We start from the raw sequence: 19724 nt of genomic DNA, 5'->3' as shown, positions 1-19724 counted from the left end.
CCGGGCAGGCCACCGAATTCGGGTTCCAGGGCACCGGCTCCGCCACCGACCTCACACCCACCTGCACCGCGAGCTGATCGACGGGGCCCGTTGGCGCGGCGATCCCGGTCGCCGCGCCACGGGCCGTCCCGCTGTGGCGTGCGGCAGGTGGCGGTGGCGGTCCACCTCCCCCGAGGGGCTTACGGGGGAGGTGGACCGAGTTCGGCGTCGATCTCGCGCTGGTCGGCGATCCGTTCGCGGTCCCGGACCTCGCCGTCCCGCGCGTCGACCCGCCGGTCGTGCTCGACGGCGTCGTCCTCCCTGCGCCGGAGGTGCCGTTCCCGCTGGTCCTGTTCGGCGTCCCGCCGGCCCTGTTCGGCGTCCCGCTGGTCCTGTTCGGCGTCCCGCCGGCCCTGCTCGGCGTCCCGCCGGTCGAGGGCCTCCTCCCTGCTGTCCTGGCCGTGCTCCCTGCTGTCCTGTTCGAGGTCGCGCCGGACCTGGTCCTCGGTTTGCCGTATCACCTCTGACGAGAAGGCCACTTCGGTGTCGATCTCCTGCTGTTGGCGATAGCGGTCGTGGCTCATACCGGACAGGGTCCCACCGCGTCCCCGCCGTGGGCACTCACCCGATCCTGTCGACAACCTCCGTCCCCACCGCTCGTCGGGCCCACGCGCGGAGCCGGGCGACGAGCGCGACCGGGCCGAACCCGGCCGGGGACCCGCCGGCACCGGGGCGGGGATCCCTGCCCTTCCCGGGACTACGGGACGTGCCGGTCGACCGCGCCCAGCCGGCGCCGCAGGTGGGCGCGCTCCGGCTCGGTGCCGGCCAGGTCGAGCGCCTCGCGGTAGGCAGCGGCGGCCTCGGCGCGCCTGCCGAGCCGGTGCAGCAGGTCGGCGCGGGCGGCCGGGTAGGGGTGGTGGCCGCGCAGCAGCGGTTCCCCGGCCAGCCCGTCGAGCAGCTCCAGGCCCGCCGCCGGGCCGTCGCGCATCGCCACCGCCACGGCCCGGTTCAGCGCGACGACCGGTGACGGCGCGAGCGCCACGAGCACGTCGTAGAGCGCCACGACCTGCGGCCAGTCGGTGTCGGCCAGACCCGCGGCCTCGTCGTGCAGGGCGGCGATCGCGGCCTGCACCCCGTACGGGCCGGCCGGACCGCCGGTCAGCGAGGTGGTGACCAGGTCGCGGCCCTCGTCGATCATCGGGCGGTCCCACCGGTCGCGGTCCTGCTCCTCCAGCAGCACCAGCTCGCCGCCCGGCCCGGTGCGGGCGGCGCGCCGGGCGTGGACCAGCAGCAGCAGCCCGAGCAGCCCGGCCACCTCCCGCTCACCGGGCAGCAGCCGGCGCAGGATCCGCGCCAGCCGGACGGCCTCCTCGGCCAGGTCGAGCCGCTGGAGGTGGGGACCGGAGCTGGCCGCGTACCCCTCGGTGAAGATCGAGTACACCACCTGGAGCACGCCGGGCAGCCGCTCGGGCAGCTCGTCCGCGCCGGGCACGCGGAACGGGATGCGGGCCTCGCTGATCTTCTTCTTGGCGCGGGTGATGCGCTTGGCCATCGTCGCCGGTGGCACCAGGAAGGCCCGCGCCACCTCGGGCGTGGTCAACCCGGCCAGGCAGCGCAGGGTCAGGGCGGTGCGGTCCTCGGCCGCGAGCGCCGGGTGGGCGCAGGTGAAGAACAGCTGCAACCGCTCGTCAGGCAGGTCGCCACCGGGCTCCGCGGCGGGCACCGGCCCCGCCCGGTCCGCCTCCACCTGGAGGATCGCCAGCCGCGCCGCGAAGACCTGGTCGCGGCGCAGCCGGTCGACGGCCCGGCGGCGCGCCGTGGTCATCAGCCACGCGCCGGGCTTGGGCGGGACCCCGTCGGCCGGCCAGCGCTCCAGCGCCGCCTCGATCGCCTCGGAGGTGACCTCCTCGGCCAGGTCGAGGTCCCCGAACCGGCGGACGAGGGCCGCCAGCAGCCGACCGCGCTCCTCGCGGAACACCGCCTCCACGGACGCGACCGCCGACCCGCCGAACCGGCCGGCCTCGGTGACGCCCACCCCGGCCGCCTCGCCAACCTCGCCGGCCCTGCCCACCTCAGCTGTCTCGCCGGCCTTGCCGGCTGCGCCGGCCTCGCCCACCCCAGCCGACTCGCCGGCCTTGTCCGTCTCGGCCGCCTTGCCTGCCCCGTCCGCTTCGCCCACCCGGCCCGCCTCGCCCACCCCGCCCGCGCCCGCCTCGCCGGCCTTCCCGGCCTCAGCCGCCTTCCCGGCCCCGCCCGCTCCGGCGACCTCTGCCACCTCAGCCCCCGAAGTCGGCGACCGGCCGAACCACGACCGCCCCGTCCCGAGCACCGGGGCAGCGGGCGGCCCAGTCGAGCGCGGCGTCCAGATCAGGCACGTCGATCACGTAGAAACCGCCGAGCAGCTCCCGGCTCTCGGCGAACGGTCCGTCGGTGACGGTGCGCCGACCGTCCGGCCCGACCCGCACCGTCGTGGCGGTGACCAGATCGGCCAGGGACTCCCCGGAAACGAGGATCCCGGCCTCCCGCACCTGCTGGTCGTAGGCCATCCACTCCTCGACGGAGCACCCGACCGCCCCGCCGTTCTCGTCGGCGGCGCCGGCCATGATCAGCATCATGTACTTCACGGTTCCGAACTCCCTCGGTAGGTCTGCCGTGCGGCAGGGCCGCCGCACGACATCACCACGAACGGAACCGGGTCAAATGGACGCGGTCGCGAAAAAAATTCCCCAACCGCTCCCGGCCGACCGCTCACCAGTACCGCAGGAGCGCGTCCTCCAGCTCGTCGGTGACCTCGACGTCCTCGGGAGCGCGGTAGTCCCACCCCCGGACGTGCGCGGCGAAGTCCGGGTCGATACCCGTCAACGCCGTGGTGTCGCTCCGCGCCGTCGCGACCAGCGGGTTGCTCACCGGTGCAACCCGTCCACCCGCGCCGACCCACCGGATTCCCGCGCGTCACGCCCCCCGGCGTTCACCACGTCCTGCACGTGCACCAACGGAACGGTCATCGGTTCCCCCTCCGGTGACACTGCGTTCCGGCCGACGTACTCCAGGTCGCGAGCCCGTCGCCCGCTGTTCGCGAGGTTGCCGAGGCGGGTTGGCCCCGGTGGTCGGCGTCAGGTGGAATGCCCGGTGCGGGGTGGTTGTCCCCCTGCGAGACGACTGGTGATCGAGGAGTGGGAGACGCGTGCCGATCCTGGACGAGAAGTTGGGTGACACCTACGACGAGGTGTTGCGTCGCAACCCCGGCGAGGACGAGTTCCACCAGGCGGTGCGCGAGGTCCTGGACAGCCTCGGCCCGGTGGTGGCCAAGCACCCGGAGTACGCCGACGCGGCGGTGATCCGCCGGTTGTGCGAGCCCGAGCGGCAGATCATCTTCCGGGTCTCCTGGGTGGACGACGCCGGGAACGTGCAGATCAACCGCGGTTTCCGGGTCGAGTTCAACTCGGCGCTCGGGCCGTACAAGGGTGGTCTGCGGTTTCACCCCACCGTGTACCTCGGGATCGTGAAGTTCCTCGGCTTCGAGCAGATCTTCAAGAACTCGCTCACCGGGATGCCCATCGGCGGAGGCAAGGGCGGCTCGGACTTCGACCCGAAGGGCCGCTCCGACGGCGAGGTCATGCGCTTCTGCCAGGCGTTCATGACCGAGCTCTACCGGCACATCGGCGAGCACACCGACGTGCCCGCCGGGGACATCGGGGTCGGCGGCCGGGAGATCGGCTACCTGTTCGGCCAGTACAAGCGCATCACCAACCGCTACGAGTCCGGCGTCCTCACCGGCAAGGGGCTGGCCTGGGGCGGTTCGCAGGTCCGCACGGAAGCCACCGGCTACGGCACCGCGTTCTTCGTCGAGGAGATGCTCAAGACCCGCGGCGACTCGTTCGACGGTAAGGAGGTGGTGGTCTCCGGCTCCGGGAACGTCGCCATCTACGCGGCGGAGAAGGTGCGGCAGCTCGGCGGCTCGGTGATCGCCTGCTCGGACTCCAACGGCTACGTCGTCGACGAGCAGGGGATCGACCTCGACCTGCTCAAGGAGATCAAGGAGCAGCGCCGGGCGCGCATCTCCACCTACGCGGACACCCGGTCCGGCGCCCGGTACGTCGAGGGCGGGTCGGTGTGGGACGTCCCCTGCGAGGTCGCGCTGCCCTGCGCCACGCAGAACGAGCTGAACGGGCGTGACGCCGCCACCCTGATCGGCAACGGGTGCGTCGTCGTCGCCGAGGGCGCCAACATGCCCTGCACCCCGGACGCCGTGCGGTTGTTCGCCGACGCCGGGGTCCTCTTCGCCCCGGGCAAGGCGGCCAACGCGGGTGGCGTGGCCACCAGCGCCCTGGAGATGCAGCAGAACGCGTCCCGGGACTCCTGGAGCTTCAGCCACACCGAACGCCGCCTCGCGGACATCGTGCACGGCATCCACGATCGCTGCCTGGAGGCCGCCGACCTGTACGGCAAGCCCGGGAACTACCTGGCCGGGGCGAACATCGCCGGGTTCATCCAGGTCGCCGACGCGATGCTGGCGCTGGGCGTGATCTGAGCTGCCGCCGGGGGCTCGTGAAGTGGACCGCTGGTCAACCTCCCCCGGCCGAACCACCTCACCAGGGGAATGACCGCTCGGGCGCCCACCGGCATGATCTTCCCGGAACCGGGAGGGCAGCAAGATCATCAGCACCGAGGTGGAGGTCCGCGCGGCGGTCGCGGACGCGTGCGCGCGGCTCGCCGGCCGGCTGTCCGACGACGCCCTGGCCACCGTGCGGGGGCACTTCGCCGCGGGCGAGCGGGAGTCGGCCGGGTCGGCGCTCGCGCTCGGCCTGGCCCGGCAGGGCGTGGGGATCACCGGCGGGGAACGCGAGTCGCTCCGCTCGTTCCTCGGGGACGCGGACCTCCTCGACGTGCCGGCCGTCGAGGAGGCGCCGTCGGTCCCGTACCGCTTCGGGCCGACCGCGCCCGCCGACGCGGTCGACCCCGGCCGGGCGGACATCCTCCTGCTCACCAACGCCCGGTACCACGGGGGCCTCTGCCTGCACCGCGCGTGGCGGGAACCGCTGGAGGGCGCGCGTGACACCGCGACCTGGGTGTACCTGCTCCGGGTGGTCGCGGACACGGACGAGGTGACGGCCTGCTCCGGCCTGGCCTCGCGGTTGCGGACCGTGCTCGGGGAGGAGCACGCGCTCGAGGTCGTCGCCGAGGACCGGCCGCTGCCGCCCTACCAGGCCGCCGCGCTCGACCGGGCGCACCTGGTCTGGACCGCCTGACGCGCGGCCGGCCGGCTGGTGGCGTGTCGGAGGGCACGGTCCGTCACCGACCACTTTGGTCCTCATGGGGTACACTGGTGATCACAGGACCGCCTGCTGCCTGCGTCCCGCAGGAGCGCTCCCGCAGTTCCCCCGACCCGGTTCCGCGCTGAATCCGGTTCCACGTTCGGGGACGGGGGACACCGGCGGCACTGCGGGTCGCCCGGTCACTTCGCCTCCACGGCCTGTGCACGCCCCGGCCGCTCGCCCGCGACGGCCCGGCACCGCGACCAGCCCGAGACCGCGACAGCTCCGCACCAGACCGGCACCCCGGTGACCGGTGCACGGGGCTCGTCACGTCCACAGCCGGCCACGTCCACCGCCGGCCACCGCCACCGACCAGCCGAGTACACGAACGCTGGGCAGACGGAGTCCACATGACACAGACCGGACCACTCAACCCCCTCCCCGCCAACGCCGTCCGCCCCACCAACGTCGTCGCCCTCCGCAGCCGGATGGGCACCGACCCGGCGCGGCGCCCGCGCAGCACCACCGTCACCCCGCGCAGCACCACGGCCACTCCGCGCAGCACCACCGTTACGGGGCCCCGCTCCTCGGACGACCCGCTGCCCGGCGTCGTCGCACCCCGCCGGCCGCCCGCGCCCAACGACGGCCCGCACGTCCTGGCCCGAGCGCTGCGCGACTACGTGTGGGCGGTGGCCGAAGCGGTCGGTGTGCCCCGCGAGGGAACCACGTGCGAGGTCACGGACACGGCCACCGCGTACCTCGCCCTGGGTTGCCGCTCCGCGGACCACCCGGACCACGACGTCATGCTGGTCTGGAGCTCGTCGCACGGCTGGTCGGTCCTGGTCGAGACCTCGCCCGCCGAGCCGCCGATCGTGCTCGACCGGTCGACCGACGACCTCGTCCCGGCCCCGGAGGCGGTGGCGCGCTTCGTCACCGATTCGCTCACCCGACGCGGAACAGGACGGCCCCCGGTGGCCCTCCCGTCGCACGCGGACTGGTCCGACCTGGCCCAGCGCATGGAGCACTTCGCCTCGACGTCCTGATCACCTCCCCCCGCACCTCGAAATCCGTCACCTGAACCACAGGGAACCCCATGGCACCGACAAAAACCCACCCGATCACCGACACCCCGAGCATGGTTCACCCGGTCGTGTTCAGCCATCCCGACGACGACCGGGCCGTTCCCCGGCAGCTGCGCGGCACGCCGTCCGCGCCGTTCGAGCCGCTGCCCGCGCCGGACGAGGTCTGAAGAAGGTCTGAGAACGACGAAGGGCGGACACGGTGACCGTGTCCGCCCTTCTCGTCATCGGTGCGTCAGAGGACCCGGGACGACCGGGCCCGCGGCCCCTCGTCGTCGCTGGACCACGTGACGGTTCGCCCGGTCATCGACGTAGTCCGCCGGTCGACCGGGCGTCAGGAGCATCCCGGTGAGAGCCGTCCACGTCGTGCGTCGCGACAGCGGCGTCCAGCTTCCGGCCCGACAGGCCCAGCATGGACAGCAGCTCCCGGCAGTCGCCCACGTCGTTCGAGTGCTGAGCCACGGTGAGGGCGGCCCGGACGCGCTGGCCGGCCTCCGCCCTGTCGGTGGCGGCCCTGGCCTCGGTGAAGTTGACCGCGGCGCCCCGGTTCTTCGTGGGCGGACTGGTCCACGTCATGACAGCCCCTTTTCCGCTGAGGACGGTTCCCGACGCGCGGCGCGGTCGGAGGCGTTTGCCCCGGACCAGGTGCGCCCGCGAGCCGTGGAGATCAGGGAAAGTGGTCTGACGAACTGGTGATCCGGCGACAAGCCGGTGCTCCCGTCCCCGGCCGGACAACCACCGGACCGGACTGGGTTGGGGAACCGCGGCGGCGGGCGTGCCGCAACTGGTGTCCCAACCCGAATGACTCTACCTCAGGGAACGCGGGCGTGGGTGGGTGCGACCCAGTACGGTCGTCACATGTCGGAACAAGCCGGTGGTCCCGCCGTGGGCCCCACGCTGGCGGAGTGGCGCAAGGCCCGCGAGGAGACCGAACAGCACCTGACCACCGGGGCGACACCGCCGGTCGACGCGGAGTGGGTGCAGCGGCTGGCCGACCTGCTGGCCACCGAGCGGTCGTGGCAGGACCAGTACACCGACCTCATCGCCCTGGGCAGCAGCGGCGGGCGGTTCCCCTCGTCCAACCGCTGACGGCGGGGGCCTCCGGAAAACCGAGGACGTCGCCTGCCGAGTGGGGTTCACCGCCCGTTCCCGGGAGTTCACACCCGACCTACCCGCGAGGCCGCCGCCTGTCGAGGGAGGGGTTCGCGGTGGCAGGGCAGAGCAGCCCCACCACCGAATCCACGATCCACGCCGTCCGGGCATCGCGAACACCGGCATCGCCCACCACTCGGCCAACGCGGTGCGCGAACGTCTCCGCCGGTACGGGTGCCCGTCCTGAACAGGAGGCGTACCCGGTCATGGTCATCACCGACCTCTCCTGCCTGCCGCGCTCTGCGGGAGCCCGATCCCGTGAGGATCATGCCGCAGGTCCCCGAAAAGGGAATTCGCTCGATCCGGTGGTCCGGCAACGACCGGTGGACCACCGGTCCGGGTTCAACGCGTCCCGGAGCCGGTCCGGACGACCAGGTCCTCCGACAGCCGACAGGGGCGCTCCACCGGCAGCAGGGCGGCAGCCTCCTCGTCACGACCAGCCGCGACCAGCCCTCCCACCGCGCGCATCACGTCGGTGACGTGCGTGATCGCGGTGATCCACTCCTCCACGTAGCGCCGCACCGCCTCCCCCCGCAAACCGACCTGGAGGGACCGGTGCCCCAACGGCCGGTGCCGCAGGTCCCGCTCGGGATCCCACTGCACCCGCACCGGGCACGCCTCCACCGCCGCCGCCCACGCGTCGTGGTCACCGTGCACCGAGGGCACGAAGTGGCTGAGCGCCGAGTGGGCCAAGGCCCAGCCGAACCCCTCTCACGTGATGTCGACGGCCAACACCCGCTCCTGCCCGGGTTTACCCGCGTAACCGCAGCGGTGGGCCATCCACAGGAACGAGGGCTTGACCCAGGTCATCCGCTCGCGCTTGAAGGGAGCCACGAACGTCCCGGCCGCAAGCGCGGCGTCCGCAATGGCCGGAGGATATGCCTGGTAAACCCTGATGGTGTCCTCCGTGCACCAGGCGCGCACTGCGCGTTCGGGCTGCTCCGTCGGTGCCACGGCACCATCGTGCCCCACCCGTCGAAGCCTTGAATGGGTCCACACCCGCAACGAGGCCCACCACCGTCGGCGCAAAGCCTCCCCGGCAGCAGGCGCGGCCGAACCCGCTCAGACCGCCTTCGTGAACGGGCCGCGCCACATATCCGGAGCCGGGTTCGGGACAGGAGCCGAGAGGGAGCGCAGCGCCTGGTCCGAGATCCACCCCGTCCGACCGTCGCGGACGCCTGTCCCGGTCACCGCCCGACCAACTCGACGCGGGAACGCATCTCCTGATGGGGGAACACCTGCCACGCAGGGCTTTTTCCCGGACATGCCCACCACCGCCCTCACTGCTCGCGCACCTGCGCGAACGTCGGATTCCGGGAACATCATGCCGATGATCGTCGCAACAGGCATTTCCCTGATGTGGTGGTCCACCCGGGGTTGTTGACCACCGGGCCAGGAATGACGTGGTTCTCGGTCGGTCGGGTGAAGCGCTGAAGGCGCCCGGCCGGTCGACACACCCGTCGATGTGCAGAAGGCCCTCCTGGGCGATGGCGCCCGTGAGGAGGCTCCTCCGACTTCAGGCCGAGGTCTACAAGGTCGCAAGATCTTGTCGGCGCCCAAGAGCGTGCACACGGTGGATCGGCGGTCGGTGGCCAACCCGGTGCAGGCGCGGACGTTGCTGGAGGCTGTGGGCACTCAGCAGCGCAGCGGGCCGCGCCTGGTGGCGTTCTTCGGGTGTCTCTACTTCGCGGCTGTGCGGCCCGGGAAAGCCGTTGCGCTGGTCAAGCACAACCGGTCCCTATTGGCCGAAGGTGGGGAGAGCCGACCATCGACACGGCCGAACCGCACGCCGGGCCGGAGGTGGCCGCCACGCCGCTGGCGGGCACGCCGTACGACCTGCGGCACGCGGCGGTGTCGACGTGGCTCAACGGGGGAGTGCCCGCGGTGACGGTTGCCGAGTGGGCGGGGCACTCGGTGGAGGTGCTGCTCAAGATCTACGCCAAGTGCTTGGACGGGGAGGCGGTGACGGTTCGGCAGCGCGTAGAGGCCGCATTGGGCCACCGTCAGAGGTGATTAGAATTTGATCGGAATACCTGCAAATGGCCGAACTCGACCAGATGTGGCCGGACAGGCGAGTAAAGTCCCTGACCAGCGTATCCGCTGGTCAGGGACTTTACGTGGTGGCTTCGGAGGGAGCGCCATGGGATGGGTGCAGGGTTGACCGGTGATTTTATACTGGCAGACTGGCGGTAAAGCAGATGGGGTATTCCTCCGGCGGCTTGGTATGGTGACAATTTCCTCGTGCTTTAAGGAGCATTCGTCTACTCCTCGTCCGCCGCTCTACGGTTGCTGTGTCGTCCGGTGGGGGCTTGTGTCGCCGCGCGGATCACCTCTCGCTGGTCAGGTCTTCCACTGTCTCACCGTACTTGTACCAGTACCAAGTCTGGTCGTAGAGGCTTTTGTAGTGCTTCCATGTTGCCCAGGTGGAGTAATAAAACGCGAGGTTGGTGTTGGGGATTCCGTATCTTCCGAAGTAGAAGGGTGGATTGCCATCATTGTGCGGTCCGATGCCGAAAACAAACGGGCATGGGTAGTTCTTGAAGAGAGGGGATAGTTCATCGAACTTCTCGATGTCAAGGGAGAAGTTGTAGAATAGGTTGTTGTAATTGTTGTTGACTTTCCATTCGGTCAGGATGAGTGGTGAATTCTTACTGGGGTCTATGAGGCCTCCCGCGTTTATTGCTAGATCCACCCTGCGGTTGCCCATTGGATACTCACGTCGGTAGTAAAAATCACCGTTGATGCCTCGAACATAAAGAAGGTACGTCATGAGGGCCCAGTTCTCGAATCCGCCCCCTCCTTTCGTGGCGGCGGCTTGGGAGAAATAGCCGGACAAAACGGGCTGATTGAACATGTCCAGCATTCTGTCAAAGATCCAGTCCGGATCGTATGTCCAAGGTCCGGGCATCTGTGTCCTCCGTTGGGGTATCGGGAATAGGGGCACAATGCGGAGCTTCTAAGAGTAGGCAGTGTCTCGCCCATGCCTCGAGCGGAGGCGAAACGTCATTCTTTAGATAGGGTACTTTCACCTGATAGAGCCCTGGCCGGTGTCTCGTCACCAGTCGCGGTTCCGGGGAGGGGCGGTGCCCAGCTTGCTGGGCGATCCGGGGCGTTGCACTTCCACATCAGGCAGTTCGGCACGGCGGCGGACGGTCGGCTGTTCACTGGGGAGCGCAACGGCAAAGAGTTGCCGTAGCTCACCATCGTCCGGGCCTGGCAGCGTGCGCGGACCGAGATCTTCACGCCGGAGGTGGCCGCAACGCCGCTGGCGGGCACGCCGTACGACCTGCGGCACGCGGCGGTGTCGACGTGGCTCAACGGGGGAGTGCCCGCGGTGACGGTGGCGGAGTGGGCGGGGCACTCGGTGGAGGTGCTGCTCAAGATCTACGCCAAGTGCCTCGACGGGGAGGCGGTGACGGTTCGGCAACGCGTAGAGGCTGCTCTGGGGCACCGGCCGGGCTAGCCCAAACTTTGGCCCGTATTTGGCCCGGACACCCGTAGACGGCCGGACTTCACCGGACATGGCCGGATAGACGAGTAAGGCCCTTGACCGCGTTAGCGCTGGTCAAGGGCCTTTTCGTGCTGGTGGAACGATGTGCCCCCGGCAGGATTCGAACCTGCGCACCCGCCTCCGGAGGGCGGTGCTCTATCCCCTGAGCTACGGGGGCCGCAGCTACGGGGAGAAGCTTAGCGCACCCCGCGAGACGGTTTCACCCCACCCCCCACCGGCCACCTCAAGCCCACGACCTGCGGTTCCCCACCCCCAGGCCAACCCCCCGAAGACCCGCACCCCGCCCAACACGCGAGTTGTACTCATGCGCATATGACTATATGTTCGCACCCATGGGTCACGGACACGGCCACGGAGCGGCAGGCACCGGTGCCAAGCACCTCAACCGCCTGTGGGTCGCCTTCGCCATCGGCGCCGCCTTCATGATCATCGAGTTCGCGGTCGGCCTCACGACCGGCTCGTTGGCCCTCATCTCCGACGCCGCCCACATGCTCACCGACGTCCTGGGCGTCGGCATGGCCCTGGCCGCCATCCTGCTCGCGCGCCGCGCCGGGGCCAAGGGGAGTCGCACGTTCGGGCTCTACCGGGCCGAGGTGCTGGCGGCGCTGGCCAACGCCGTGCTGCTGTTCGGGGTGGCGGGGTACGTCGTGTTCGAGGCCGTGCAGCGGTTCGACGACCCGCCGGCGGTGCCGGGGTTGCCCGTGGTGCTCGCGGCGACGGCCGGGTTGGTGGCGAACCTCGTGTCGTTCTTCGTGCTGCGGGACGGGGCTGAGGAGAGCATCAACGTCCGCGGCGCGTACCTGGAGGTGCTCGCGGACCTCATCGGGTCGGTCGGGGTGCTGGTCAGCGGGGTGGTGACGCTGGTCTTCGGGTGGCGGTACGCGGACCCGGTGATGGGGGTGGCGATCGGCTTGTTCGTGCTGCCGCGGACCTACCGGCTGGCCGCCAGTGCCCTGCGCATCCTGTTCCAGCACGCCCCCGAGCGCCTGGACGTCGCCCAGGTGCAGGCCGACCTGGGGCGCCTGCCGGGGGTGGCGGAGGCCCACGACCTGCACGTCTGGACGCTCACCTCCGGCATGGAGGTCGCCTCCGCCCACCTCACCACCCACCCGGACGCGGACCCGGCGCAGGTCCTGAGGGCCGCTCAGGACCTGCTCTCCGGGCGCTACCACATCGAGCACGCCACGCTCCAGGTGGAGCCGAGCGACTGCGCGCAGAGGTGCCGCGAGATCTCCTGGTGACAGCCCCTAGAGCCGGCCGCACTGGCCGGTTCGGGGCCCCCTCACCTCGTTCGCCCAGCCGTTGTTCACCGGGGCCGGGTCGCTGATGACGCACGACATCGGGCCGGTGACGTCGTTGGCGGCCAGGACGGTGCCGCCGCGGTTGCCGACCAGGTTCACCGGACCGGAGATCGTCGCTTGTTCGAGTGACACCGGGCCGGTGGCGCGGGTGATGCTGACCGGGCCGCCGACGCTGCTGTCGACCACGATGACGGCCGCGGCCCCCGTGGCGGAGAGGGCGCCGCGCAGCTCGCTGCCGAAGACGTGCAGGGACGCACCGGCGGACACGGTGACCGGGCCGGTGACGGTCGCGCCCTGGACGCAGGTCACGCCGGTGCGCACGACCAGGGGGCCGCGGTGCTCGCCGGTGACCGTGGTGCCGCACGTGACGTGCGGCTTGGCCAGCAGCTCGAACTCCGCCAGGGTGGCCGCGGCCGGGAACTCCAGGCGGTAGTGCCGGTAGTGGCCGGGTGCGGCGACCTTGAACGCGCGGGTCTGCTGGCGCCACCGGAACGCCTCGTCGGTCCGCTTGTCCACCGTCACCCAGGTGGTGCCGTCGTAGGACGCCTTCAGCTCCCACGAGGTGGGGTCGCCCCCGGCCTTGCCGGACGTGAGCGTGTAGAAGGTGGCGGTCTCCCTGTTGTCCGGCAACGACGCCTGGAGCCAGGACAGCGAGCCGGACGTCTGCGAGGTGTCGTCCAGCACGGCCGCGGGCGCGCCGGTGACCGCGGCGCCGGGGGTCACGTCGCGCAGCGGCGCGGGCGGCTCCGAACCCGTCGTCAGCGACGGCGGCGCGGCGTCGGGACCGGTGGCCCAGCGGGAGGGCTCCGAACCCATCTCGAAGTCGAGCGTGCCGCCCTGGGCGATCTCCGCGTGCGGCAGGTACGACCTGTCCCAGTTCTTGCCGTTGACCTTGAGGGACTGCACGTAGATGTTCCGCGCGCTGTTGCGGGGCGCGTTGATGGTCAGCGTGCGGCCGTTGTCCAGGCGCACGGTCATCCTGGTGAACAGCGGGGAGCCGATCGCGTAGGTCGCGTTGCCCATCTGCAACGGGTAGAAGCCCATCGCGCTGAACAGCCACCACGCCGACTGCTCGCCGTTGTCCTCGTCACCGGGGTAGCCCTGGCCGATCTCGCTGCCCAGGTACAGCCGGGACAGGATCTCGCGCACCTTCTCCTGCGTCTTCCACGGCTGACCGGCGTAGTCGTACATGTAGGTGATGTGGTGCGACACCTGGTTGGAGTGGCCGAGCTGCCCCATCCGCACGTCGCGGGCCTCGGTCATCTCGTGGATCACCCCGCCGTAGGACCCGGGGAACTTCGCGGTCTCCGGCGTGGCGAAGAACTCGTCCAGCTTGGACGCCAGGCCGTCGCGGCCGCCGTAGAGGTTGGCCAGGCCCTGGCCGTCGTGGGGCACCGAGAACGCCATGTTCCAGCCGTCGGTCTCGGTGTAGTCGTAGCCCCACACGCGCGGGTCGTACTCGTCGGGCGCGGCGCGGCGCGTGCCGTCCGGGTTGCGGCCCTGGAAGAACCCGGTCTCCGGGTCGAACATGTGCACGTAGTTCTGCGCCCGGTTGGCGAAGTACTCGGAGGACGCCAGGTACTGCGGGTCACCGGTGCGCTCGTGCAGCGCGCGCGCCATGTTGGCGATGCCGTAGTCGTTGACGTAGCCCTCGATCGCCCACGACATGCCCTCGTGGGTGGCGGTGGAGGTCCAGCCGGTGAAGATCGAGGTGTCCAGGCCCTTGCGGCCCACACCCGGGCTGGGCGGTGCCACGGTCGCGTTCCGCACCGCCGCCTCGTAGGCCGCCACGGCGTCCGGCAGCTCGACGCCCTTGACGAACGCGTCGGCGAACGCCACGTCGGAGCTGGTGCCGGTCATCAGGTCGGCGTAGCCGGGGGAGGACCAGCGGGAGATCCAGCCGCCGTCGCGGTACTGCTGCACGAAGCCGTCGACCAGCCCGGCCGCGCGGCGGGGCGTCAGCAGCGAGTACGCGGGCCACGTGGTGCGGTAGGTGTCCCAGAACCCGTTGTTGACGTAGACCTTCCCGTCCACGACCTTCGCGCCGGTCTGCGTGGGCGTGGACGGCCCGGCGGCCTGCACGGGGGAGGCGTACCGGTGCCGGGGCGCCTCGGCGGTGCCGGTGTTCTCGTAACCGGAGTTCGGGTAGAGGTAGAGCCGGTAGAGGTTCGAGTACAGCGTGGTCAGCTGGTCCTCGGACGCCCCCTCGACCTCGACCATGCCCAGCACGTCGTCCCACGCGGCCTGGGCGCGCTCGCGCACCGACTCCAGGGTGTCGGAGGCCGAGATCTCCTGGTCGAGGTTGCGGCGCGCCTGGTCCACGCTGATCAGCGAGGTGGCCAGCCGCATCGTCACCGCCCGGTCGGCCGAGGTGTCGAACGAGAAGTAGCCCGCCACGTTGTCGCGGCCCGCGCCGGTCAGCCGGCCGCTGCCGGTCACCGGCCGGTCCACGGTCCCGTAGACGAACAGCCGCGTCGCGCCGACCGACAGGCCGCTCCTGACGTCGGAGAAGCCGGTCACCACGCCGGAGGCCGGGTCGAGGGTGAGCCCGCCGTTGTTGTTGACGTTGTCGAACACCAGGTTCGAGGAGCCCCCGGTGAAGGTGAACCGGAACAGCGCCGCGTGGTCGGTCGGCGCGATCTCGGTCTTCATGCCGTTCTCGAACGCCACGCCGTAGTAGTGCGCCCGCGCCACCTCGTTCTCGTGCCGGAACGGCAGCGCGCGCACGGCCCGGTCGGCGGTGGGCGTGCCGGTGGACGGCATCACCTGGAACGTCTGCCGGTCGCCCATCCACGGGCTGGGCTCGTGGCTGGCGGTGAACGCCTGGAGCGTCGGCAGGTTGTCACGGTTGTTGTTCTTGGCGTACTCGTAGAGCCAGCTGGTCGAGCCCGCGTTGGTCATGGGCGACCAGAAGTTGAAGCCGTGCGGCACCGCGGTGGCCGGGAAGTTGTTGCCGCGGGAGAACGAGCCGCTGGAGTTGGTGCCGCGGGTGGTCAGCACCCAGTCGGACGGGCGGGCGCGCTCGACGACGGCGGGCGCGGACTTGACCGCGATGTCGTCGATCCAGCCGTTGAACGCGGCCGGGCCCCTCGGGTTGTCGTAGGCGACCAGGATGCGCTTGATCGTCTTGCCCGCGGCCACCGGGCCGACGACGGCGGCGACGCGGTTCCACTGGTTGGTGTAGAGCGACTTGGCCTCGCCCTGCCCGCGCGGGGACAGCCCGAAGCCGTGCTGGTCGCGCGCGCCGAGCTCGCTGAGGTAGGTGCCGTCGGAGAAGGCGAGGTCCACCGCGGCGAACGTGGCCGGGTAGTTCAGGTCGTCGGTGGTGAACGACGGGAAGATCAGGTAGGACAGCTCGGTGGTCGCGGTGACGGGGATGTCGACCTCGACGACCTTGTTGTAGGAGTAGCCGCGGCCCTCGGCCGTGTGCGTCCCCTGGTAGCGCAGGGCCCGCACGCCGGTGAAGCCCGCGCCCGCCTTGGCGTTGTAGCCGCCGTTCGCGCCCTTGCCCACGGTGGTGCGCATGTGCCGCGCGGGCGGGGTGGTGGAGCCGTCGGAGAACTGGACCTCGGCGAGCTGGAGGGCGTCCGCGCCGCCGTTGGCGGTGATGTCGAGCTGGTAGAAGCGGAACGCCACGGTGTTGGCCAGGTCGTAGACCTTGGTCTGGTGGCGCTCGGCGAACACCTCGCCCGCGCGGGTGTCCAGCGCGGTCCACGTGGTGCCGTCGGCGGAGCCGCGCAGCGTCCAGTCCCTCGGGTCGCGGCCGGGTTCGTCGTTGGCAGAGGACAGCGCGTACCGCTTGACCGCCACCGGCTCGGCGAAGGTGAACCGGGCCCAGCCCGCCTCGGCGAAGGCCAGCCACTTCGACGAGACGTTGCCGTCGACCAGGTTCTCCTTGACCTCGCCCGCGTCCGCGAACTCGGAGTTGGCCGCGACGTCGACCACGCGGTCGGTGACGTTGCCGGGCAGGCCGGTGGAGTCGGAGCCGTTGACGCCCGAGGTCTTCGGCGCGCCGTCGGGACCCGTCTCGACCTCGCTGAGCCAGGTCGGCTGCGGCTGCCCGTCCTCGAACGACGTGGCGAACAGGGTCTCGCTCACGGCTGGCCTCCCGGGTTCCGGTGCGGCGGTGGCTGTGGACCAGCCTGCCACGCCGCCCAGCGCCAGCGCGGCGGTCGTGACGACCGCCAGCGATCTCCTTGCCCGCATGAGCCCCATTGCGCACGCCTCTCGCCTCAAGACCGATCTTCAGCGAAGCGAATAGGTGTGTGACATCGTTGTCAAGCCCGGTTCGCCAACTTGTCCGCAAGCCTGTCCGGCCACTGCTCCAACCGATCTAGACTCACTCCCTGTGACGGTCGACAAACCACCGGTGGGCACCCCGGCCGGGATGCGCGTGCTCAACCAGCGCGCGGTGCTCGACCGGCTGCGCGCGGGCGGCCCGGCCACCAGGCCGCAGATCGCCCGGGAGACCGGCCTGTCCAAGCCGACCGTGGGCCAGGCGCTGCTCGACCTGGAGCAGCACGGCCTGGTCCGCGCCATCGGCCGCACCACGGCGGGTCCCGGCCGGTCGGCCGTGGTCTACGAGCCGAACCCGGCGGCCGGGCACGTGCTCGGCGTGGACGTGGGGCGGCAGCGCATCCGGGCCGCGGTGGCGGACCTGGCCGGCCGGGTGATCGCGCGGGTGGACGAGCGCAACCGGTGCCGTTCGGCGTCCGCGCTGGTCAAGGCGGTCCGGGAGGTGGCCTCGCGAGCCGCGGCCGACGCCGGGCTGTCGCTGGACGACCTGCTGGTGAAGGTGGTCGGCCTGCCCGGCGTGCCCGATCCGCGCGGCCGCACGCTGCGGCACGCGCCGAACGTGCCCGGCCTGGAGCGGCCCGGCCTGCTGGAGGACCTGGAGGCCGCGCTGGGCGCCGGGCTGGTGGTGGAGAACGACGCGAACCTGGCCGCGGTGGGCGAGCAGGCGCAGGGCGCGGCGCGCGGCGCCGAGGTGTTCGTGTGCGTCTCCGTCGGCACCGGGATCGGCATGGGCATCGTGGTCGACGGCCGGCTGTTCCGGGGCGCGCACGGCGCGGCGGGCGAGATCGGCTACCTGCCCTGGTCGCCCGGCGGCGGGCACGTGGAGGCGTTCGCGGCGGCGGGGTCGGTGGTGGCGCTGGCGGCGGAGCACGGGCTGGTCGCGCCCTCGGCGCGGGACGTGTTCGCCGCGGCCGGGGCCGGGGACGAGCGCGCGTTGGCGGCGGTGCGCGACGAGGCCGGGCGGCTGGCGTTCGTGGTGGCCTCGGTGGTGGCGGTGATCGACCCGGAGCTGGTGGTGCTGGGCGGCGGCATCGGCGGCAGCGCCGCCCTGCTCCGGGAGCCGATGGAGGCGGCGCTGCGCCGGCTGACGCCGTTCGTGCCGCGGGTCGTGGCGGGGGAGCTGGGTGACGGCGCGGTGCTCAGCGGGGCCGTGGCGATGGGCCTGCGGTCGGCGCGGGACCTGGTGTTCGACCGCCGGGACGACCGGCACGGATGACCGTTGCGGACAACGCTGCGGATGACGTCGCCGATGACCGTCGAAATGATCACGCTCCGACGGTACGTGAAGGGTCCTCACCTGCGGATTCACTCAATTGGCGTAAGTGTTAACCCGTCAGTAATGACGTAGCGTTACCCCACCTCCTCCTGGAGGGTATGTGTCCTTCCGATGTGGCACAGGGGAGTCGGGAAGGGAGTACGGGGGACGTGGTCCCTTCCCGACCGTGCCGCGCGGGGCAGGTGCCGCGCTGTGCCAAACACCTGCCCCGTGCGCGGGAGGACTCCCGGGACGCCGTGCGCGGGAGGAGTTCCAGGACGCACCGCGCCGCCCCCGGGGAGGTCAGCCCTCCAGCGGGGCCGCGCCGCGCTCGGTGATCATGGTCCTCATCAGCTCGCTCTCGCTCGCCTGCGACCGCAGCATGTTGTCCGCGAGCGTGCGCACGACCGGCTGACCGGCGTTCTCGGCCCCGAACCGGGCCATCGGGGCCCCGCCCTGGTGGTGGCGCAGCATGAGCTGGAGGAAGTACACGTCGAACTCGGGCCCGGACAGCCGGCGCAGCCGGTTCAGCTCCTCGGAGGTCGCCATGCCGGGCATCGGGCCGGTGGTGCCGGCGGACCCGGGATCGCCGCCGTGCCCGTGGCCCGACCCGCTCATCCACCTCATGTACCTGCCGTCGACCGACTGCTCGGGGTAGCCCCAGAAGGTCAGCCAGCCCTTCATCCGCCCCACCTGCTCCAGCTGCGTGGACTGGATGTCGAAGGCGAGCTGGCGGACGGCCGGGTCCGCCGTCTTGTCCCGCGCCAGGTTGGCCATCGTCACGCCCTGGAGGTGGTGCACGGCCATGTCCTGCGCGAAGCCGACGTCGACCGAGTCGGCGGCCGGGACCGACGTGTCGTCCCGGCCGGGCAGCTGGATCAGCAGCCCGACGGCCGCACCGAGCAGCAGCACGGCGACCACCGCGATCGAGAGGACGACCACGCGGGTCGCGGTGCCGCCGTGCCGCTGCTCGGGTTCGGTCATCAGCTGGACGGGGTGGTGCTCGCGGTCTCCGAGCCGGCCGGGGCGTCGGTGGCGGGGGCGCCGGTCGCCGGGGCGCCGGTGGGCGCGCCCTCGGTGCCGCCCGTCTCGGCGGGATCGGTCGTGCCGCCGTCCATCGGCACCGCGTCCGGGCCCGGGGCCTCGGCCACGAAGGCCGGCGGGTTGGTCACGTCGAACGTGTTGGAGTCGCAGGTCGCGCCGACCTCGGGGTAGGTGTTCGGGTTGCGGCGCAGCGACTGGATGAACTGGTCGATGCGCTCGTCGTCGGCGCTGTCCAGCTTGAGCTGGTGGCCCCACGACTGGAGCGAGATCGCCTTGTCCAGACCCGGGTACGGCGACATCATGGTGAACTGCTGGCCGTCGACCTTGGCCTTCAGCTTGTCGAGCGCCTCACCGGTCACCTGGTCCGGGTTGTAGGCGATCCACACGGCGCCGTGCTCCAGGCCGTGGACCATGTTCTCGGTGCGCACCGCGGTCTCGTAGACCACGCCCGAGCACACCGCCCAGACGCCGTCGTGCGGCCCGCCGATGGGCGGCGACATGTCGTAGGCGACCCGCTGGTCGGCGGTGACGTGCTTGCCGGCCTCGTACTCCTTCTTGAGCACGCCCTGGATGCCGTCCGAGGGGTCCTTGTTCTCCTCGGAGGGGTTCCACCGGGCCAGGGCCGCCTCGCGGTCGTTCTTCTCGTCGATCCGCGCGTACGCGTACCCGAACACACCCGCCGCCAGGCCCAGGACGGCGACCACCGCCAGGATGGTCCCCCACGGCTTCGGCTTCTTCGCCACCACCGAGGAGCGCGCCGCCGCAACGCTGGAGCGCGCGGCCTTGTTCTTCTTGCCGCTGGTCATGTCCGCCTCAGTCTCGTCATACGCCCATGCCGCGGGCCAGTGTAGG

At 71.3% G+C, this 19724-nt stretch carries 18 protein-coding genes, 1 tRNA gene and 1 pseudogene; 9 read left to right on the top strand and 11 right to left on the bottom strand.

The features are described 5' to 3' along the window. Positions 1 to 179: 179 nt before the first annotated feature. The 4 genes from Q5530_RS29025 to Q5530_RS29010 form a co-directional block, all read right to left on the bottom strand. Positions 180 to 563 (bottom strand): hypothetical protein, encoded by a 384-nt coding sequence (locus Q5530_RS29025; protein WP_415365975.1) that lies wholly within the window; start codon positions 561 to 563, stop codon positions 180 to 182. A 173-nt stretch (positions 564 to 736) separates the two neighbouring features. Beyond that, positions 737 to 1957, bottom strand: coding sequence for an RNA polymerase sigma factor (locus Q5530_RS29020; protein ID WP_415365985.1), 1221 nt, complete (start codon positions 1955 to 1957; stop codon positions 737 to 739). A gap of 298 nt (positions 1958 to 2255) precedes the next feature. Next, positions 2256 to 2603, bottom strand: coding sequence for a YciI family protein (locus Q5530_RS29015; protein ID WP_380643609.1), 348 nt, complete (start codon positions 2601 to 2603; stop codon positions 2256 to 2258). Positions 2604 to 2727: 124 nt separating this feature from the next. After that, positions 2728 to 2886, bottom strand: a complete 159-nt coding sequence (locus Q5530_RS29010) for a hypothetical protein (RefSeq protein ID WP_415365974.1) — start codon at positions 2884 to 2886, stop codon at positions 2728 to 2730. A 277-nt stretch (positions 2887 to 3163) separates the two neighbouring features. Between Q5530_RS29010 and gdhA the strand changes: the two genes are divergently transcribed. From gdhA to Q5530_RS28990, 4 genes are all read left to right on the top strand, one after another. Beyond that, positions 3164 to 4510, top strand: a complete 1347-nt coding sequence (gene gdhA, locus Q5530_RS29005) for an NADP-specific glutamate dehydrogenase (protein ID WP_415365973.1) — start codon at positions 3164 to 3166, stop codon at positions 4508 to 4510. Positions 4511 to 4649: 139 nt separating this feature from the next. Further along, positions 4650 to 5228: a hypothetical protein gene (locus Q5530_RS29000; protein ID WP_415365972.1), complete on the top strand. Its 579-nt coding sequence runs from the start codon at positions 4650 to 4652 to the stop codon at positions 5226 to 5228. A 416-nt stretch (positions 5229 to 5644) separates the two neighbouring features. Further along, positions 5645 to 6277: a DUF6292 family protein gene (locus Q5530_RS28995; protein WP_415365971.1), complete on the top strand. Its 633-nt coding sequence runs from the start codon at positions 5645 to 5647 to the stop codon at positions 6275 to 6277. Positions 6278 to 6327: 50 nt separating this feature from the next. Then, positions 6328 to 6483, top strand: coding sequence for a hypothetical protein (locus Q5530_RS28990; RefSeq protein ID WP_415365970.1), 156 nt, complete (start codon positions 6328 to 6330; stop codon positions 6481 to 6483). 133 nt (positions 6484 to 6616) lie between these two features. Here the strand turns inward: Q5530_RS28990 and Q5530_RS28985 are convergent, their stop codons facing one another. Continuing rightward, positions 6617 to 6889: a hypothetical protein gene (locus Q5530_RS28985; protein WP_415365969.1), complete on the bottom strand. Its 273-nt coding sequence runs from the start codon at positions 6887 to 6889 to the stop codon at positions 6617 to 6619. Between the two features lie 282 nt (positions 6890 to 7171). Between Q5530_RS28985 and Q5530_RS28980 the strand changes: the two genes are divergently transcribed. Then, complete coding sequence (locus tag Q5530_RS28980; protein WP_415365968.1) at positions 7172 to 7402, top strand: hypothetical protein; 231 nt, start codon at positions 7172 to 7174, stop codon at positions 7400 to 7402. A gap of 405 nt (positions 7403 to 7807) precedes the next feature. Here Q5530_RS28980 and Q5530_RS28975 read toward each other — a convergent pair. Beyond that, positions 7808 to 8419 (bottom strand): annotated as a pseudogene (locus Q5530_RS28975) (DUF4291 domain-containing protein). Between the two features lie 846 nt (positions 8420 to 9265). On the opposite strand from Q5530_RS28975, the gene Q5530_RS28970 reads away from it, so the two are divergent. After that, the gene (locus Q5530_RS28970) at positions 9266 to 9478 is read left to right on the top strand and encodes a hypothetical protein (RefSeq protein WP_415365967.1); all 213 of its coding nucleotides are present in this window, start codon (positions 9266 to 9268) and stop codon (positions 9476 to 9478) included. Positions 9479 to 9791: 313 nt separating this feature from the next. On the opposite strand, the gene Q5530_RS28965 is transcribed toward Q5530_RS28970, so the two are convergent. Next, positions 9792 to 10328 carry a hypothetical protein gene (locus Q5530_RS28965; RefSeq protein ID WP_415365966.1) on the bottom strand — a complete coding sequence of 179 codons (537 nt, stop codon included), beginning with the start codon at positions 10326 to 10328 and terminating at the stop codon, positions 9792 to 9794. 387 nt (positions 10329 to 10715) lie between these two features. On the opposite strand from Q5530_RS28965, the gene Q5530_RS28960 reads away from it, so the two are divergent. Next, positions 10716 to 10928: a hypothetical protein gene (locus tag Q5530_RS28960; RefSeq protein ID WP_415365965.1), complete on the top strand. Its 213-nt coding sequence runs from the start codon at positions 10716 to 10718 to the stop codon at positions 10926 to 10928. Between the two features lie 133 nt (positions 10929 to 11061). On the opposite strand, the gene Q5530_RS28955 is transcribed toward Q5530_RS28960, so the two are convergent. Then, a tRNA-Arg gene (locus Q5530_RS28955) sits at positions 11062 to 11133 on the bottom strand. Positions 11134 to 11308: 175 nt separating this feature from the next. Between Q5530_RS28955 and Q5530_RS28950 the strand changes: the two genes are divergently transcribed. Further along, positions 11309 to 12217, top strand: a complete 909-nt coding sequence (locus tag Q5530_RS28950) for a cation diffusion facilitator family transporter (protein WP_415365964.1) — start codon at positions 11309 to 11311, stop codon at positions 12215 to 12217. A gap of 6 nt (positions 12218 to 12223) precedes the next feature. Here the strand turns inward: Q5530_RS28950 and Q5530_RS28945 are convergent, their stop codons facing one another. Continuing rightward, positions 12224 to 16492: a GH92 family glycosyl hydrolase gene (locus Q5530_RS28945; RefSeq protein WP_415365963.1), complete on the bottom strand. Its 4269-nt coding sequence runs from the start codon at positions 16490 to 16492 to the stop codon at positions 12224 to 12226. Between the two features lie 172 nt (positions 16493 to 16664). Between Q5530_RS28945 and Q5530_RS28940 the strand changes: the two genes are divergently transcribed. Further along, a complete protein-coding gene (locus Q5530_RS28940; protein ID WP_380640486.1) occupies positions 16665 to 17789 on the top strand; it encodes an ROK family transcriptional regulator in 1125 nt (374 codons plus the stop codon). A 342-nt stretch (positions 17790 to 18131) separates the two neighbouring features. Here Q5530_RS28940 and Q5530_RS28935 read toward each other — a convergent pair whose 3' ends face one another. Both Q5530_RS28935 and Q5530_RS28930 read right to left on the bottom strand, forming a co-directional pair. Beyond that, positions 18132 to 18812 (bottom strand): DUF305 domain-containing protein, encoded by a 681-nt coding sequence (locus Q5530_RS28935; RefSeq protein WP_415365962.1) that lies wholly within the window; start codon positions 18810 to 18812, stop codon positions 18132 to 18134. Beyond that, positions 18812 to 19678, bottom strand: coding sequence for a DUF3105 domain-containing protein (locus Q5530_RS28930; RefSeq protein ID WP_415365961.1), 867 nt, complete (start codon positions 19676 to 19678; stop codon positions 18812 to 18814). Before Q5530_RS28930 ends, Q5530_RS28935 begins: the two co-directional genes overlap by 1 nt. Positions 19679 to 19724: the final 46 nt, after the last annotated feature.

The organism is Saccharothrix sp. BKS2, from assembly GCF_047689505.1.
Classification (GTDB): Bacteria; Actinomycetota; Actinomycetes; order Mycobacteriales; family Pseudonocardiaceae; genus Actinosynnema; species Actinosynnema lopnurensis.
Note: the sequence above shows the minus strand (reverse complement) of the source record. Positions and strands in the feature narration are given on the sequence as shown.